Raw genomic sequence first — 15,969 nt, 5'->3', positions numbered from 1 at the left:
CTCCCTCAGATTCGCTCGACTTGCATGTATTAGGCACGCCGCCAGCGTTCGTCCTGAGCCAGGATCAAACTCTCCAATAAAGAGTTGATTAGCTCATAAATAAAAATTTAAAACGTTGACGTTTTTGTTCGTTCAGTTTTCAAAGATCAATGTCGTTCGCTTCTTTAATAGAAAGAAGTTCTTACTTAACTCTCGTAAGCGACTTAATAAATATATCATTTACAATTTCTTATGTCAACAACTTTTTTAAAGTGTTTCGCATAAGTCATTGTGATGACTTTTAATATATTACCACCAGCAATTCAAACTGTCAACGGCTTTTCAAAAAAAATAATAGGACAGCCTCTAAATGAGATCAGCTGTCCTATTCATTAAATAACCCAAGTTTGAATAGCAACTAATGCAAATAAACCAGGAATCCCTAAAAAGCCAGATACAGTAGAAGTGATTAAGTTTATAGGTACATGGATTCCGAATTGATTACCAAATGCATTAAGAAAGAATAAAAAAAGGGCACCAATGAGTAATTTAGTAATACCTTGGCCAATGAACTTAACTGGTTTTATTGGTGCACCTATAAATAATAACAATACAATTAATCCCCCTAATATGGAGATAACCACGATAGGCTCCAACAAAAAAATCCTCCCCTCTGGATACTTGTACTATCAATTTATGATATTGACGTACAAAATAGACCTAGAGAGAAGGACAGGCATTATTTATTTTCTAATCGTTATCTTTCTTTTCTTTACTTCTTTAAAAAGAAGAAAATATTTTGCTTCTGCAATTTTCGCCTGACAGCCAGCCTCTGCAGACGGATCAAAGCTTTTCTCAACAAGTTCCTTTTGACTTATCCATGTGGCCTTCATTTCATTTGCCTTTTCTAATAGCTGATCATCAAATTCCTTACGAAGCCAGCCCTTTCTGCGAAATAACATTTATTCCGCCTCCATTACTTTAAACTTCTCTTCTTCCTTCTAATGCCTTTGATAGTGTTACCTCATCAGCATACTCAAGATCTCCTCCAACAGGCAGTCCATGTGCAATACGTGTTGCACGAATACCCGATGGTTTTATAAGTCTTGAAATATACATTGCTGTAGCTTCTCCCTCTATATTCGGGTTCGTTGCAAGGATTACCTCTTGTACGGTATCATCCTGAAGCCTCTTTAAAAGGTTAGGAATATTAATATCTTCTGGTCCAATTCCATCCATTGGTGAGATTGCACCTTGTAAGACATGATATAGACCATGATATTCTTTCATTTTTTCCATCGCTATTACATCTTTCGGATCTTGGACCACACAGATAACCGTTCGATCCCTTTTCTGATCTTCACATATATAGCAGGGATCCTGATCTGTGATATGACCGCAAACAGAGCAATACGTCAGATTTCTTTTTGCATTGACTAAAGCTTTGGCGAAATCAAGTACAGTATCTTCCTTCATACTTAATATAAAAAAAGCCAGACGAGCGGCCGTTTTCGGGCCGATACCTGGCAATTTCATAAAGCTGTCAATCAGCTTTGATATCGGTTCAGGATAATGCATATCTATTCCTCCTAGAAAAGTTGACTTAGAACATTCCTGGGAGATTCATCCCTTTAGTAAATTGACCCATTGTATTATTAGTTAACTCTTCTGCCTTCTTCAATGCATCATTTGTAGCAGCTAACACAAGATCTTGAAGCATTTCAATATCTTCTGGATCGACAACCTCTTCTTTAATATTCACTTCAATTACTTCTTTATGACCGGAAACAACAACTGTTACCATACCGCCGCCAGCTGTTCCTTCAATTCTTTCTTCACCAAGCTTCTCTTGAGCCTCAGCCATCTTTTTTTGCATTTTTTGCATTTGCTTCATCATATTTTGCATATTTCCCATTCCACGCATTTCTTTTACCCCCAAATGTAATTTATTCTATTATTTCTACTAAGTTAGAGCCAAATAATTTTTTTGCTTCAGCAATCAGTGGTTCTTCTTCGGTTGAGTTTATCTCCTCACCCGAGTCATCATCACGCTGCGTGAGTAAAAAATCTTCTCGGATTTTTTGCCATTGTTCATCAGGTACTCCTGAAATTTGCATTCTTTTCCCTAATAATTCATGTATTATATTGGCCAATATGTCAAGAAACTTCACATTATCCATAGCCATTTGACAGTGAATTTCATATTTAAATTTAATAATAAGTGCATTTTGAGATGCAGCAACAGGTTCGGCCTCATTTAATAAAGCAGCTTGTGAACGCATTTGATTGTGAACAAGTCGATTTAACATGTCACCCCAATGTCCCTTTATGGCCATCAAGTCCCCTTTTGTTGCCTGCTTCAATATTTCATTTACCTTACCAATAGGTACTTGAAATCCCTTTCGCGAACTTCTTTGCGCCTTCTTTTGAACGACGGGTTGTGCTTCCTCGTTTACGACAAGACCATTACGCTTTAAATTACTTACTTCCTGCTCGAGTTCATTGATCTTTTGCAGTAAAGGCTGTAAATCCCCTGATGATGTTGCTTGTGCTCCTTTGTTCTCTAGTTGACAAAGCTTAACAATCGCAACTTCAAGGAATATTCTCGGATGATTCGTCCACCGCATATCTTGCTGTGCCTTATTCAATACTTCAATTAGTTCATAAAGCTCTTCTGGCTTCACTTTATCCGCAAGTGCCTGGAACTCTTCATCAAGCATAACTCGTTCTAGTGATTCCTCTAGACGAGGAGCCGCTTTAAAAAGAAGCATATCTCGATAATAAAGAATAAAGTCTTCTATGAATCGAGAAGGATCTTTTCCTTGAAAAAGCAGTGCCTCAAGAAATCCTAAACCAGATGCTGCATCTCTTTCCATGACTGCATTAGCCAGTTTATTAAGAAAGTCTTGTGAAACAGCACCAGTGACAGTTAAAGCATCTTCTAAAGTCACCACATCTTTACTGAAGGAAATGGCTTGATCGAGTAAGCTTAATGCGTCACGCATTCCTCCATCAGCCGCTCTTGCTACAATTTGCAATGCTTGTTCGTCACACTGAACACCAGTCTCTTCAACAATCAGCTTCATCCTGCCTACAATTGCCTTTGCCGTAATTCGTTTAAAATCAAAACGCTGACATCTTGAAATAATCGTAAGCGGAATCTTATGAGGCTCTGTTGTTGCCAAAATAAAGATTACATGCCTTGGCGGTTCTTCTAATGTTTTCAATAGCGCATTAAAGGCACCAATGGAAAGCATATGTACTTCATCGACAATGTAGACCTTAAATTTCACTGAAGACGGTGCATACTTCACCTTATCCCTGATATCTCGAATTTCTTCCACTCCATTATTCGAAGCTGCGTCAATTTCAATCACATCTGGGATTGAACCATCTGTAATTCCCTTACATGAAGGACACTCATTACATGGCTCACTTATAGGAGCTCTCTCACAATTAACTGCTTTTGCCAAAATCTTCGCTGCACTTGTTTTGCCTGTACCACGAGGGCCTGAGAACAAATAAGCATGTGAGATCTTTTGCTGAAGCAGGGCGTTTTGCAATGTCTTCGTTACATGCTCCTGTCCAACAACGTCGATGAAACTTTGAGGCCGCCAAACACGATATAAAGCCTGATAACTCATTGACACGCCCCCTTCCTTTATACTCTTCAACTATTATAACGTATCCTTATTCTTTTTTAAAAGAAATCAAATAAAAAACTCATCTCAAGAATGAGATGAGTTTCATTTATAATAATTAAACTGCCGTGCACCTTCCTTCGACTGACGCCCATAAGCGTTACTTAAGCAGTTAGCTCGGCCCAGGCAACCCTGCGGCACATGAGAGTGTCCACTTAATGCTGCTTCCTTCCGGACCTGACATGGTTCATGGATTCCCATTGCGCAGGACCCAGGCGTCAACACCACTTACTTAAGGCAGACCCTACAGGAAATCAGCCTCAGGAAGGGATTCAGTCTCGCTAGAGCGGATTGCGAGTTACAGGGCACCGCTACCTCCCCACCTAGCACGGCAAAATTGAAACCATATTTAGTTGCGTCATTTGATGACACACTCTAAGTATACTCATATCCCATATAAAAATCAATGCCTATTCACTGTCAATTCCTGCATCAATCTCCAATTGTCTCTTTCTTTGTTTCTTTTCTACTTTTTTACGCTCCCGCAACCCTCTAAAAAAAGAGGATAAAAGGGCACCGCATTCATCTGCCAAGACTCCTGACTTCACTTCACTTCGATGGTTAAATCGATCATCCTGGAGCAAGTTCATCAGCGTACCTGCACAGCCTCCCTTTGGGTCACCCGCACCGTATACAACCTTCTTTACACGGGAAAGCATAATAGCCCCAGCACACATAGGACAGGGCTCGAGTGTCACATAAAGAACCGCTTCCTCTAATCTCCATGTTCCTAACGCAGCACATGCTTGATCGATAGCAAGCAATTCTGCATGTGCGATGGCATTTTGATTGGATTCTCTTAAATTATGTGCCCGGGCAATAATTTCACCATTTAGCACAATAACAGCTCCAATAGGTACTTCTTGCAGTTCCTCTGCTTTTTTGGCTTCTTTTATCGCCTCAAACATATACATTTCATCTTCATTTTCATTCAGCACCATTCATTCTCATCCCTTTAATATAATCCTTTATAAATTATATCATTTCTTCTTTCCTCTATTCATAAAATGGTTGTAGTGCTAATTTTCCATTGGAGTTTTCATTATTCAATAAATATACAATCTCATTGTTTTGAAAAAAGGGGGGAATAACTTGCAAATCCATGTTGTTCAGCAAAATCAGTCATTAACAGGGATTGCTCAGGCGTATGGATCAAGCGTCAATGATATTGTAGAAGCAAATGAACTGCCCAATCCAAATAATCTCGTAGTTGGGCAAACCCTAGTCATTCCGATTGTTGGCCAATTTTACTGGGTCCAGTCTGGTGATAGCTTATATTCAATATCAAGAAAATTTGGCATGTCTTATCAAGAACTTGCATCCGTTAATGGAATTTCTATTAATCGTCCGCTCCAGATTGGCTATCGACTTTATATTCCACCTCGCCCAAGGGAAAATGCGGAATTTAATGCGTATGTTGAGCCAAGAGGAACAACGGTTGCACCAAATTTAGAAGCAAGTGCTAGAGATGCTGCACCATATTTAACATATTTAGCGCCCTTTAGCTTCCAAGCGCTCCGTGATGGCTCTCTGAAAGAACCGCTCCTTAATAATTTCCCTGCAATTGCACGTGCAAACAATAATGTATTAATGATGGTGATCACGAATCAGGAAAATGACCAATTCAATGCTGAACTCGGACGAATCCTCCTTAACGATATGCCCATACAAGATCGATTTCTAAATAATATCGTTACGACAGCACAAAAATATGGATTCAGAGATATTCACTTTGACTTCGAATTTTTGCGTCCAGAGGATCGGGAAGCCTATAATCAGTTTCTTCGTAAGGCCAAAGCGCGATTTCGAGAAGAGGGATGGCTGATTTCTACAGCACTTGCACCTAAAACGAGGGCAGATCAGCCTGGAGAATGGTATGAAGCACATGACTACAGGACACACGGCGAAATTGTTGATTTTGTCGTCATCATGACATATGAATGGGGGTATAGTGGAGGCCCTGCTATGGCTGTTTCTCCAATTGGGCCTGTGAGAGATGTAATCGAATATGCAATAAGCGAAATGCCTTCTACGAAAATTATGATGGGCCAGAATCTTTACGGATATGATTGGACATTGCCATTTGTGGAAGGATCAGTGGCTCGTGCTGTCAGCCCTCAGCAAGCTATCCAGATTGCTGCAGACAACAATGTAGCCATACAATATGATTACAAAGCCCAAGCTCCTTTCTTTCGCTATGTAGATAACGCAGGGAAGCAACATGAAGTATGGTTTGAAGATGCCCGTTCCATTCAGGCAAAATTTAATTTGATGAAAGAATTAAATTTAAGAGGGATGAGCTATTGGAAACTAGGCTTATCCTTTCCACAGAATTGGCTCTTAATTTCGGAAAATTTTAACGTTATAAAGAGATGAATGAAAAAACAGCTGTCAATGCGTACAGCTGTTTTTTCATTCATCTTTCTACTATTAATTCCATATCCCTCCCACCTCATAGTGTGTTAAAATAACTTTTGTGTCATTTAGAATGGAATAAATCTGATTGATATAGATTGATAAAATAGAAGAACATTGAGCCGGAGTAGGAGGACAATCTATGTGGGGAACACCTTTTATTACTGTAGAGGGACCAATTGGTGTCGGAAAAACATCTCTTGCCAAAGCGGTAGCCGACCAGTTTCAATTTGCACTACTGAAAGAAATTGTTGATGAAAATCCATTTTTGGGTAAATTCTATGAAGACATTGAAGAATGGAGTTTTCAAACAGAAATGTTTTTTCTCTGTAATCGTTATAAACAGTTAGGGGATATTAACAAGCACTACTTAAATATAAACAAGCCTGTAGTTGCAGACTACCATATTTTTAAAAATTTAATATTCGCTGGACGATCTCTGAATACAGCTGAATACCAGAAGTACTTAAAGGTCTATGACATTCTGACAGCGGATATGCCTAAGCCAAATGTTGTAATCTATTTACATGCTAGCCTTGAAACACTCTTAACGCGTATCAAACTGAGAGGGCGAGAAATAGAAAAAAATATAAGCCCGCTCTACTTAGAGCAGTTGTCCATTGATTATGAGAATGCAATCAATGAATTCGAAGAGAAGCATCCTGACATTCCAGTGCTGCGCTTCAACGGGGATCATTTAAATTTTGTGAAAAATAAAAGTGACTTAACATATATACTAGATACACTTTCCACATTATTAAAAAAGAGGAGCATTCAATCATGAAACTTAGAAACAAATACGAGATTCCAGCAAACTCAGTGATTACCATTGCTGGAACAGTAGGGGTAGGAAAATCAACCATGACAAATGCGCTTGCTAAGGCACTTAACTTTCGCACCTCTTTTGAAAAAGTTGATACAAACCCATACCTAGATAAATTTTATGCTGATTTTGACCGTTGGAGCTTCCATTTACAAATTTATTTCCTTGCCGAACGATTCAAAGATCAAAAGCGCATTTTTGAATATGGCGGCGGCTTTGTACAAGATCGTTCTATTTATGAAGACACAGGGATCTTTGCAAAAATGCATTATGAAAAGGGAACAATGTCAAAGGTTGATTATGAAACATATACAAGCCTATTTGATGCAATGGTGATGACTCCCTATTTCCCACATCCAGATCTCCTTATCTATCTAGAGGGTTCTCTTGAAGACATCCTTTCTCGTATTCACGAAAGAGGCCGTCCAATGGAACAGCAAACACCTGTTTCCTATTGGGAGGAAATGCACTACCGCTATGAAAACTGGATTAATACATTTAACGCATGTCCTGTTCTCCGATTAAACATTAATGATTATGACATTATTAATGATGATGAATCCGTTGAACCAGTGATCGAACGCATTTCTGACTTTTTAAGACAAACCCAATTATTAAAAAAATAGTCGCCAGTTGGCGACTATTTTTTTAAAGATAATAATTTTATAAACATAAAAAAAAATCGTTACAGCTCTTGTAACGATTTTATCTCCAATTTATGCGCATGTTAGATGTCAATTTAAATGGAGGAGGAAAGGGGATTCGAACCCCTGCGCGGTATGACCCGCCTGTCGGTTTTCAAGACCGATCCCTTCAGCCGGACTTGGGTATTCCTCCGTATCGACAAGAAATACTATATCATTTATTTAAAATGAAGTCAACAGGATTTCAAACATTTTTTCTGAGCGGGGTTTGACCCGCTCAGAACTTATAACTATTCAGGCTTAATAATATCCCTGTTCCCCATATACGGGCGTAGAACTTCTGGAATGATCACACTGCCGTCTTCCTGTTGGTAATTTTCCAATATAGCGGCAACCGTACGGCCGATCGCAAGGCCAGACCCATTCAATGTATGAACAGCCTCAGGCTTGCCCTTTGGCTCGCGGCGGAAACGAATATTAGCACGTCTCGCTTGGAAAGCTTCGAAGTTACTGCAAGAAGAAATTTCTCTATACGTGCCATAGCTCGGAATCCAAACTTCGATATCGTACTTTTTCGCAGCAGTGAAGCCAAGATCGCCTGTACACATGCTAAGTACACGATATGGAAGGCCTAATAGCTGCAAGACCTTTTCTGCGTTCTTTGTTAGCTTTTCCAATTCTTCATAAGAATCTTCAGGTTTTACAAATTTCACAAGCTCCACTTTATTAAATTGATGCTGACGAATAAGTCCGCGTGTATCTCGTCCAGCAGATCCAGCTTCAGAACGGAAACAAGCACTAAATGCTGCATAATTAATAGGTAGGTCTTCAGCGCTTAAAATTTCATCGCGATGCATGTTTGTAACTGGTACTTCGGCTGTTGGAATTAAGAAATAATCTTCATTTTCAATAAGGAACGCATCTTCTTCGAATTTAGGGAGCTGCCCTGTACCTGTCATACTTGCACGATTGACTAAGTATGGCGGCAAGACCTCCTTATATCCATGCTCATCTGTATGAAGATCAAGCATAAAGTTAAATAATGCACGTTCTAATCTTGCACCAAGACCTTTATAGAAAACAAAACGGCTTCCAGTTACCTTTCCTGCACGTTCAAAATCAAGAATCCCTAATTCATCTGCAACATCCCAATGTGGTTTTGGTTCAAAGTTAAACTCGCGAATTTCTCCCCATTTCCAAGCTTCAACATTGTCATCTTCAGTCTCCCCAACTGGCACACTTTCATGCGGAATATTTGGGATGCTAAGCATTAAATGCTCCAAAGTCTCCTCAACTTCCCTCAGTTCATCATCAAGCTTCTTGATTTCATCGCCTACTTCTCTCATCTCCGCGATTAAATGATCCGCATCCTGTTTCTCACGCTTTAAGACAGCGACTTGCTGTGAGACCTCATTTCTTTTGCTCTTCAGCTGCTCTGCTTCTACAATTAACTCACGACGTCTTCCATCAAGCTCTTCAAATCTCCCTAAATCACCAAGATCTTCTCCGCGATGCTCTAGCTTACCTTTCACTTCTTCAAAATTAGCTCTTAAATACTTAATGTCTAACATGATTAAACCTCCTTTTATTAATAAAGCTGTCCTCATTTTTTTCCGCAACAACACAAAAAACTCCCGTCCCTATAAAAGGGACGAGAGTTACCCGCGTTGCCACCCTAGTTGAAGGCATATGCCTTCCACCTTAAACTCATAACGGTTTTAACCGAAAGTATTTACTAACCAAACAGGCGTTCCATACTTTGCTCGAGGATGGATTCACAAGCTTCATTCACCGATTTCCACCAGCCACCGGCTCTCTAAAGAACGAATTTCCTGTTACTAGTTCCTCTCATTGCTTTGAACTATTAAAATTTAGTAATTCATAATTTACTACAATTATTAACAATTTGCAACTACATTATGCAAATAATTATGATTTCGCCTCTTTTACCATATTAACAAAGTAGGCTGTAAAGCGATGATCATCTGTTAGTTCTGGATGGAATGAACAGCCAAGAATATTCCCTTCACGAGCTGCTACGATGCGCTCGTTATGTTTGGCTAGAATTTCTACATTCTCTCCCACACGTACGATATGCGGGGCACGAATAAAGACAGCCTGAAAATCTTCTGCCACATCAGCGATATCTAGGTCAGCCTCAAAGCTATCCTTCTGACGCCCAAACGAATTTCTTTCTACCTTTACATCCATGACACCAATATGAGGTTCATCATAACCGACAATATTCTTTGCTAATAAAATCAAGCCAGCACATGTCCCAAACATTGGTTTACCTGACTGAGCAAACTCTTTCAAATGATCCATAAAGTTGTATTTATCAATTAACCGCCTTATAGCTGTACTCTCTCCTCCAGGGAGGATTAAGCCATCTACTTCACTCAGCTGTTCAATTCGTTTAATCACTACCGCTTCAGCGTCACATTCCTCAATTGAACGAACATGTTCCCTTACGGCACCTTGAAGCCCAAGAACCCCTACTTTAACCATTATTTATTCTCCTTACCAGCCGCGTTCCTGCATGCGAGCTTCTGGAGCTAATGAAGAAATTTCAATCCCTTTCATCGGAGCACCTAGCTCTTTTGAAAGCTCTGCAATTAATTTATAATCTTGGAAATGTGTTGTCGCTTCAACAATCGCTCGAGCAAATTTAGCCGGGTTTTCTGATTTAAAAATACCTGATCCAACAAAGACTCCATCCGCACCAAGCTGCATCATAAGGGCAGCATCAGCAGGTGTTGCTACACCACCAGCAGCAAAGTTAACAACCGGCAGGCGTCCTAGGTTCTTAATCTCAAGCAATAGCTCATAAGGTGCACCTAGAAGCTTAGCCTCTGTCATTAACTCATCTTCATTCATGCCTACTACCTTACGCACTTGCGCATTCACTTTTCTAATATGGCGCACTGCTTCAACAATATTTCCTGTTCCTGGCTCACCCTTCGTACGAAGCATTGCAGCACCCTCACCGATGCGGCGTGCAGCCTCTCCTAAATCACGGCAACCGCAAACAAATGGAACTGTATAGTCTCTTTTGTTCAAGTGGTATTCCTCATCAGCTGGAGTTAATACTTCACTTTCATCTATGTAATCTACACCCATCGCTTCAAGTATACGTGCTTCAACAATATGGCCGATACGTGCTTTCGCCATTACCGGAATTGTTACTGCATTCATTACTTCCTCAACAATACGAGGATCAGCCATTCTCGCAACGCCGCCTGCCGCACGAATATCTGATGGAACTCTTTCTAGTGCCATTACTGCAACAGCACCTGCTTCTTCTGCAATCTTTGCCTGTTCAGCATTGACAACATCCATAATGACGCCGCCCTTTTGCATTTCTGCCATCCCTCGTTTAACTCGATCTGTTCCTGTCTTCATCGTGATCCCCCTTTGTCATATACCATCTGCCATGGATGGGTAAATATTAATATAGAAAGGAAAATATCATTAATTCAATCGGAATAATTTACTTTCCCTAATGAAAATAAACAACAAAAAAGGTTTCCTGTCAAGACAGGAAACCCTCATTTTATTAAAACCAGCCCTTTACTGTTGAAGAAATACTTCCCCAAACATTTCCGAAGAAACCGCCTACTCCGCGCATCATAAGTACAAACCAGTTTGCTTTTTCAACAGCCTCAGCAGCTACAACATCAACTTGAATATTTTTTTGTCCATCTTCAGTTAAAAAGTTTAAAGCTTGTCCATCTGCTACTTTTAATGTCAATGTGCCAATCTTTTCTCCTTCTTTAATTGGCGCTGTCAATTCACCTTTATCGTTTAGTTTCTTTTTATCTAAAACGAGTTCAGGTTTATAATTTTCCTTTTCCCCGTTTTTAATAACCATTGAAATAGGTGCATTTGTTTGAATCTTTACCTTATCCTCTTTTCCTTTAATTACAGGTAAGGTTTTTTTCCCTTTTACTTGATAATTCCCAGGGAATAGTTCTTCTTTATTAAAGTTGCTAAAAGCATAATCAAACATTTTTCTTGTTTCATCAAAACGAATTTTTTTATTCGTGTTACTTCCATTCTCATCCTTGGCATTCATAATTACAGTAATATAACGAGTGCCATTTCGTTCAGCAGTGCCCGTAAAGCATAATCCCGCAAATTCAGTTGTTCCTGTTTTTAAACCATCAACACCCTCATACCCATAGACAAGACTTGGAAGCATCCAGTTCCAGTTATCCATTTGTATAACATCATCTGTGCCTTCACGGAACTTCATCTTAGGTGTACTAGCAGTATCTAGGACCTCAGGAAAATCGCTAATTAAATGAGAAGCGAGTTTTGCAGTCGCTCTTGCTGACATCACATTCTCTTCTTCAATATTCCCTGTATGATGATAGCCCTTCAAATCAGAATTATTTAAGCCTGTTGAGTTAACAAACTTATAATCCTGCAATCCTAATTCTTCTGCCTTTTCATTCATCATTTTTACAAAGTTTGCTTCTGAGCCAGCTATTGTTTCAGCAATCGCAATTGTTGCACCATTCGCTGAATAAATAGTCATCGCTTGATATAATTCACGAATATTATATTTTCCATCTCTGCGTAGTGGAACATTAGATAAGTAAGGATAATCCTGAGAAACTTTGTAAACATACTCACTTACAGCATATTCTTGATCCCATTTCACTCGTTTTTCTGCAATTGCTTCAAGAAGTAGATATTCCGTCATCATTTTTGTCATACTTGCAATACCAAGTACTTGATCAGGATTTTTTGCGTAAAGCACTCTTCCTGTTTCCGCTTCTATTAAAATAGCACCATCAGCATTTACATTTAGGATATCTTCTGCTTGAGCCTTATTTAAACCTGTAAAAAGTCCCATTAACATTATAAACGCAAGCATACTAGCAACATATTTACGATATTTTTTTATTTTCAATATAAAGCCCTCCAACATATTAGTACACTTTTGTTATTTTAACATAACTCAACCGTAAAAAATAGACAGATGAATTACCTATTTAGAAAAGCGGAAGTGCCTTGGTTATCGCCGTACAAACTGGAAGGGACAACGACAGCGATATAGGAAACACGGTGAGCGTGAGCGAATCGATGTTGACTTATCGTAGGGAGAAGACCTGAAGTTTGATAGGCGATAGGCATTGGAGCTAGACAATTCTCTAACTCAAAAGTTATACTTTCTTACTTTCATGAAAAAAGCAGAGAAGAAATCTTCTTCCCTGCTCGTCTAGTTAAGATAGTGAATAGTTTGGCGCTTCTTTTGTAATTTGAACATCATGCGGATGGCTTTCCCTTAACCCCGCACCCGTCATTCTAATAAACTGAGCATCTTCTCTTAATGAGATTAAATCTTTAGTACCACAATACCCCATCCCTGAGCGCAATCCGCCTACAAGCTGATAGATTGTGTCTGAAAGTGGTCCTTTGTATGGCAGACGTCCTTCTATCCCTTCAGGAACAAATTTTTTGTTATCCTCTTGGAAGTAACGGTCTTTCGAACCTTTCTCCATAGACGTAACAGATCCCATGCCACGATACACTTTAAAACGGCGTCCTTGGAAAATTTCCGTTTCTCCTGGGCTTTCAGATACACCAGCCAGTAAGCTGCCCAACATAACTGCATGACCACCTGCTGCAAGAGCTTTAACCACATCACCTGAATATTTAATCCCACCATCAGCAATAATCGCTTTCCCATGCTTTCTTGCCTCTGTTGCACAGTCATAAACAGCAGTAATTTGTGGAACTCCTACTCCAGCAACTACTCGTGTTGTACAAATAGAGCCAGGGCCAATTCCCACTTTAACAATATCCGCTCCAGATTCAATTAAATCCTTCGTAGCTTCTGCTGTTGCTACATTGCCTGCAATGATAGCTAAATCAGGAAAGCGGCTGCGGATTTCTTGAACTGTTTCTAATACACCTTTTGAATGCCCATGAGCTGTATCAACAACAATTACATCGACCTGGGATTTAACAAGTAGCTCTACTCTTTTCAATGTATCCTTTGTGACACCAACTGCTGCTCCAACCAATAAACGTCCGTGTTGATCCTTAGCTGAATTAGGAAATTCAATTACCTTTTCAATATCTTTAATTGTAATTAATCCCTTAAGAATTCCATCACCATCAACTAAAGGAAGCTTTTCAATTTTGTACTTTTGGAGGATTTTTTCAGCCTCAGCTAAAGTAGTTCCAACAGGAGCTGTGACAAGGTTTTCCTTCGTCATCACATCTGAAATAATAATTGAGAAATCTGAAATAAAGCGAAGATCACGATTTGTTAGTATACCAACAAGCTTTTGTTCTTCATGATTGTTTACAATAGGGACACCTGAGATTCGGTATTTCCCCATTAGATGTTCAGCATCAAAGACTTGTTGTTCTGGGGTGAGGAAGAATGGGTCTGAAATAACGCCGCTTTCTGAGCGTTTTACTTTATCAACTTGTTCAGCTTGCTGTTCGATGGACATATTTTTGTGAATAATTCCTAGTCCACCCTGACGAGCCATTGCAATGGCCATTTCAGCTTCAGTAACTGTATCCATTCCTGCACTAATAATAGGAATATTAAGCTTAATCTTCTCAGTTAATTGGACACTTAAGTTTACATCACGCGGTAGAACCTCTGATTTCGATGGTACAAGCAATACATCATCAAACGTAAAACCTTCTTTAACAAACTTACTTTCCCACATCTTTTTTACCCCCTAGACTCGAAAATATTATTAGTAGGTTATCAATTGGACAAAATACTGTCAAGATAACTTCAATATGTTAGATTTTTCTAATAATTAAGGAGGAAGCATTTTATGTATAACTATACAGATTGGAATGCATATTTACCCTTTTTTTCTGCAAGCTCCACACAAGTTTACTTGAAAAATTGCTATCACCAACAAAAACTAGAAAAGGCTGAACAAAGCAGTTATGAAAATAGCTATCCTTTTATATATTATCTGGAACATGGACAAATATATTACAAACAGGCACAGACTGCTCCATTAATGATCCAGCCCATACTCCTTTTTTATGGATTTATCCATTTAATAAAGGCCTGCATCTTAACGATTGATCCCAACTATCCTGAAACAACTTCCGTCCTTGCTCACGGCGTTTCTACAAGGAAAAGAAAGAAGCAGCAATATCACTTTTTCCATGATGAAGTAAAGTTTCAAAAGAGTGGGCTTTTTCCTTACATGGCAGAAAGGATGTTCCACATGAAACATTTAGAGGGGGAAAAAGCAACAATGGATGAATTACTTGCTCAAATACCTGAACTTAGCCACTTATTTTTAAAAATGGAACGAAAAAGCACCTTTATTCCTCTAAAGAAACAAGAGGACACCTTGTCCATCCCAACAAGCATTTTAGATAACTATCATATGACTGAAGCTCGCTTTATCGAATATTGGAAAACAAAGACAACGGCAGATATATTATTTAAGGAATCAAACCAGGACTTTATAAACTTTCAAATATCCAACTATCAAATTGATGGACTACTGCCTATCAAGGTAAGCATAGATCATAATCAATATGCCTTTCCATTATCAAAAAGTATTTTTAACACATATCCTGAATTATTAATTCATTATTTACTTCTTTACAATTTAAGTATGATTGCCCGCTACGAAACGGAGTGGTGGAGTGAATTAATTAAGATGATGCCAAATCATGATTATCCTTTTATTCAATCCTTCCTTAATATTACATCACGTAAAGGGCCTTTTTTGATTTACGAGTTCCTAACAAAAAACCAATCTTGAGTTTATGCTTTCAACATTCTCCAAGAGCCTACTGACTATCAATACTTAGTTCGTTATTACTTCGTACATAAAGGCTTGTTCACCTAATCAGACCGGCCATTTCTTTATATACAAAAAAGAGTACCCAACGGGTACTCTTTCATTTTGCCTGGCGGCGTCCTACTCTCACAAGGGGACAGCCCCTAACTACCATCGGCGCTGAGAAGCTTAACTGCCGTGTTCGGGATGGGAACGGGTGTGACCTTCTCGCTATCGTCACCAGACTATTTTTTTACCTGAGGTTTTGTTCCCTCAAAACTAGATAATGCAGAAGAAGAAGATAGAGTAATCATTTATCGTTTTGTCCAGCTACGGCTCCTAGCTTTTCGGCCGTTTCAATCCATCCCTACAAATCCAAAAGCGGGATTTGCAGTGCTGGCTTTCCAACGTCTCTCAAAGCTGAACAGTCGCCTTCGCCTTTCGTTTTTGGTTAAGTCCTCGACCGATTAGTATTTGTCAGCTCCACGTGTCACCACGCTTCCACCTCAAACCTATCAACCTGATCATCTTTCAGGGGTCTTACTAGCTTGACGCTATGGGAAATCTCATCTCGAGGGGGGCTTCATGCTTAGATGCTTTCAGCACTTATCCCTTCCGCA

Annotated in this window: 15 protein-coding genes, 1 tRNA gene, 3 rRNA genes, 1 other RNA gene and 1 other annotated feature; of the genes, 4 read left to right on the top strand and 16 right to left on the bottom strand. The window is 39.2% G+C overall.

Going from position 1 to position 15,969, the window contains the following annotated elements; all coding sequences use genetic code 11:
• From ACFYKT_RS22180 to tadA, 8 genes are all read right to left on the bottom strand, one after another.
• Positions 1-80 (bottom strand): 16S ribosomal RNA (locus ACFYKT_RS22180); the annotation flags it as partial.
• A gap of 291 nt (positions 81-371) precedes the next feature.
• The gene (locus tag ACFYKT_RS22175; RefSeq protein ID WP_389224345.1) at positions 372-635 is read right to left on the bottom strand and encodes a pro-sigmaK processing inhibitor BofA family protein; all 264 of its coding nucleotides are present in this window, start codon (positions 633-635) and stop codon (positions 372-374) included.
• Positions 636-722: 87 nt separating this feature from the next.
• A complete protein-coding gene (locus tag ACFYKT_RS22170) occupies positions 723-941 on the bottom strand; it encodes a YaaL family protein (protein WP_389224341.1) in 219 nt (72 codons plus the stop codon).
• 19 nt (positions 942-960) lie between these two features.
• Complete coding sequence (gene recR, locus ACFYKT_RS22165; protein ID WP_389224338.1) at positions 961-1,557, bottom strand: recombination mediator RecR; 597 nt, start codon at positions 1,555-1,557, stop codon at positions 961-963.
• A gap of 25 nt (positions 1,558-1,582) precedes the next feature.
• Complete coding sequence (locus ACFYKT_RS22160; protein ID WP_389224335.1) at positions 1,583-1,903, bottom strand: YbaB/EbfC family nucleoid-associated protein; 321 nt, start codon at positions 1,901-1,903, stop codon at positions 1,583-1,585.
• A gap of 22 nt (positions 1,904-1,925) precedes the next feature.
• A complete protein-coding gene (gene dnaX / locus ACFYKT_RS22155; protein WP_389224332.1) occupies positions 1,926-3,623 on the bottom strand; it encodes a DNA polymerase III subunit gamma/tau in 1,698 nt (565 codons plus the stop codon).
• Between the two features lie 123 nt (positions 3,624-3,746).
• Positions 3,747-4,012: signal recognition particle sRNA large type (gene ffs, locus ACFYKT_RS22150), an RNA gene on the bottom strand.
• 78 nt (positions 4,013-4,090) lie between these two features.
• Positions 4,091-4,621, bottom strand: coding sequence for a tRNA adenosine(34) deaminase TadA (gene tadA / locus ACFYKT_RS22145; RefSeq protein WP_389224329.1), 531 nt, complete (start codon positions 4,619-4,621; stop codon positions 4,091-4,093).
• A 151-nt stretch (positions 4,622-4,772) separates the two neighbouring features.
• Between tadA and ACFYKT_RS22140 the strand changes: the two genes are divergently transcribed.
• The 3 genes from ACFYKT_RS22140 to ACFYKT_RS22130 all read left to right on the top strand — a co-directional run bounded on the left by ACFYKT_RS22140 (position 4,773) and on the right by ACFYKT_RS22130 (position 7,544).
• Positions 4,773-6,056: a LysM peptidoglycan-binding domain-containing protein gene (locus ACFYKT_RS22140; protein WP_389224326.1), complete on the top strand. Its 1,284-nt coding sequence runs from the start codon at positions 4,773-4,775 to the stop codon at positions 6,054-6,056.
• Between the two features lie 181 nt (positions 6,057-6,237).
• Positions 6,238-6,879 carry a deoxynucleoside kinase gene (locus ACFYKT_RS22135; RefSeq protein ID WP_389224323.1) on the top strand — a complete coding sequence of 214 codons (642 nt, stop codon included), beginning with the start codon at positions 6,238-6,240 and terminating at the stop codon, positions 6,877-6,879.
• Positions 6,876-7,544: a deoxynucleoside kinase gene (locus tag ACFYKT_RS22130; protein WP_389224320.1), complete on the top strand. Its 669-nt coding sequence runs from the start codon at positions 6,876-6,878 to the stop codon at positions 7,542-7,544. Before ACFYKT_RS22135 ends, ACFYKT_RS22130 begins: the two co-directional genes overlap by 4 nt.
• 118 nt (positions 7,545-7,662) lie before the next feature.
• Here ACFYKT_RS22130 and ACFYKT_RS22125 read toward each other — a convergent pair.
• The 6 genes from ACFYKT_RS22125 to guaB form a co-directional block, all read right to left on the bottom strand.
• A tRNA-Ser gene (locus ACFYKT_RS22125) sits at positions 7,663-7,755 on the bottom strand.
• A gap of 97 nt (positions 7,756-7,852) precedes the next feature.
• Positions 7,853-9,133, bottom strand: coding sequence for a serine--tRNA ligase (gene serS, locus ACFYKT_RS22120; RefSeq protein WP_389224317.1), 1,281 nt, complete (start codon positions 9,131-9,133; stop codon positions 7,853-7,855).
• A 73-nt stretch (positions 9,134-9,206) separates the two neighbouring features.
• Positions 9,207-9,423: a binding site (T-box leader), on the bottom strand.
• A 68-nt stretch (positions 9,424-9,491) separates the two neighbouring features.
• A complete protein-coding gene (gene pdxT, locus ACFYKT_RS22115; protein WP_389224309.1) occupies positions 9,492-10,070 on the bottom strand; it encodes a pyridoxal 5'-phosphate synthase glutaminase subunit PdxT in 579 nt (192 codons plus the stop codon).
• 12 nt (positions 10,071-10,082) lie between these two features.
• A complete protein-coding gene (gene pdxS, locus ACFYKT_RS22110) occupies positions 10,083-10,964 on the bottom strand; it encodes a pyridoxal 5'-phosphate synthase lyase subunit PdxS (protein WP_389224306.1) in 882 nt (293 codons plus the stop codon).
• 154 nt (positions 10,965-11,118) lie between these two features.
• Positions 11,119-12,498, bottom strand: a complete 1,380-nt coding sequence (locus ACFYKT_RS22105; protein ID WP_389224303.1) for a serine hydrolase — start codon at positions 12,496-12,498, stop codon at positions 11,119-11,121.
• 295 nt (positions 12,499-12,793) lie between these two features.
• Positions 12,794-14,260, bottom strand: coding sequence for an IMP dehydrogenase (guaB, locus tag ACFYKT_RS22100; RefSeq protein ID WP_389224300.1), 1,467 nt, complete (start codon positions 14,258-14,260; stop codon positions 12,794-12,796).
• 114 nt (positions 14,261-14,374) lie between these two features.
• On the opposite strand from guaB, the gene ACFYKT_RS22095 reads away from it, so the two are divergent.
• Positions 14,375-15,331: a YaaC family protein gene (locus ACFYKT_RS22095; protein WP_389224297.1), complete on the top strand. Its 957-nt coding sequence runs from the start codon at positions 14,375-14,377 to the stop codon at positions 15,329-15,331.
• Positions 15,332-15,477: 146 nt separating this feature from the next.
• Here ACFYKT_RS22095 and rrf read toward each other — a convergent pair.
• Both rrf and ACFYKT_RS22085 read right to left on the bottom strand, forming a co-directional pair.
• A 5S ribosomal RNA gene (gene rrf, locus ACFYKT_RS22090) occupies positions 15,478-15,594 on the bottom strand.
• Positions 15,595-15,796: 202 nt separating this feature from the next.
• A 23S ribosomal RNA gene (locus tag ACFYKT_RS22085) occupies positions 15,797-15,969 on the bottom strand; the annotation flags it as partial.

The sequence above is a fragment of the Cytobacillus mangrovibacter genome (assembly GCF_042865275.1).
Lineage (GTDB): Bacteria > Bacillota > Bacilli > Bacillales > Cytobacillaceae > Cytobacillus > Cytobacillus mangrovibacter.
This window is presented reverse-complemented; position numbering and strand designations above follow the sequence as displayed.

Coding starts and splice junctions, on each gene's coding strand:
- ACFYKT_RS22170 (WP_389224341.1), bottom strand. CDS start 941: ATGTTATTTCGCAGAAAGGGCTGGCTTCGTAAGGAATTTGATGATCAG.
- recR (WP_389224338.1), bottom strand. CDS start 1,557: ATGCATTATCCTGAACCGATATCAAAGCTGATTGACAGCTTTATGAAA.
- ACFYKT_RS22160 (WP_389224335.1), bottom strand. CDS start 1,903: ATGCGTGGAATGGGAAATATGCAAAATATGATGAAGCAAATGCAAAAA.
- dnaX (WP_389224332.1), bottom strand. CDS start 3,623: ATGAGTTATCAGGCTTTATATCGTGTTTGGCGGCCTCAAAGTTTCATC.
- tadA (WP_389224329.1), bottom strand. CDS start 4,621: ATGGTGCTGAATGAAAATGAAGATGAAATGTATATGTTTGAGGCGATA.
- ACFYKT_RS22135 (WP_389224323.1), top strand. CDS start 6,238: ATGTGGGGAACACCTTTTATTACTGTAGAGGGACCAATTGGTGTCGGA.
- ACFYKT_RS22130 (WP_389224320.1), top strand. CDS start 6,876: ATGAAACTTAGAAACAAATACGAGATTCCAGCAAACTCAGTGATTACC.
- serS (WP_389224317.1), bottom strand. CDS start 9,133: ATGTTAGACATTAAGTATTTAAGAGCTAATTTTGAAGAAGTGAAAGGT.
- pdxT (WP_389224309.1), bottom strand. CDS start 10,070: ATGGTTAAAGTAGGGGTTCTTGGGCTTCAAGGTGCCGTAAGGGAACAT.
- pdxS (WP_389224306.1), bottom strand. CDS start 10,964: ATGAAGACAGGAACAGATCGAGTTAAACGAGGGATGGCAGAAATGCAA.
- ACFYKT_RS22105 (WP_389224303.1), bottom strand. CDS start 12,498: ATGTTGGAGGGCTTTATATTGAAAATAAAAAAATATCGTAAATATGTT.
- guaB (WP_389224300.1), bottom strand. CDS start 14,260: ATGTGGGAAAGTAAGTTTGTTAAAGAAGGTTTTACGTTTGATGATGTA.
- ACFYKT_RS22095 (WP_389224297.1), top strand. CDS start 14,375: ATGTATAACTATACAGATTGGAATGCATATTTACCCTTTTTTTCTGCA.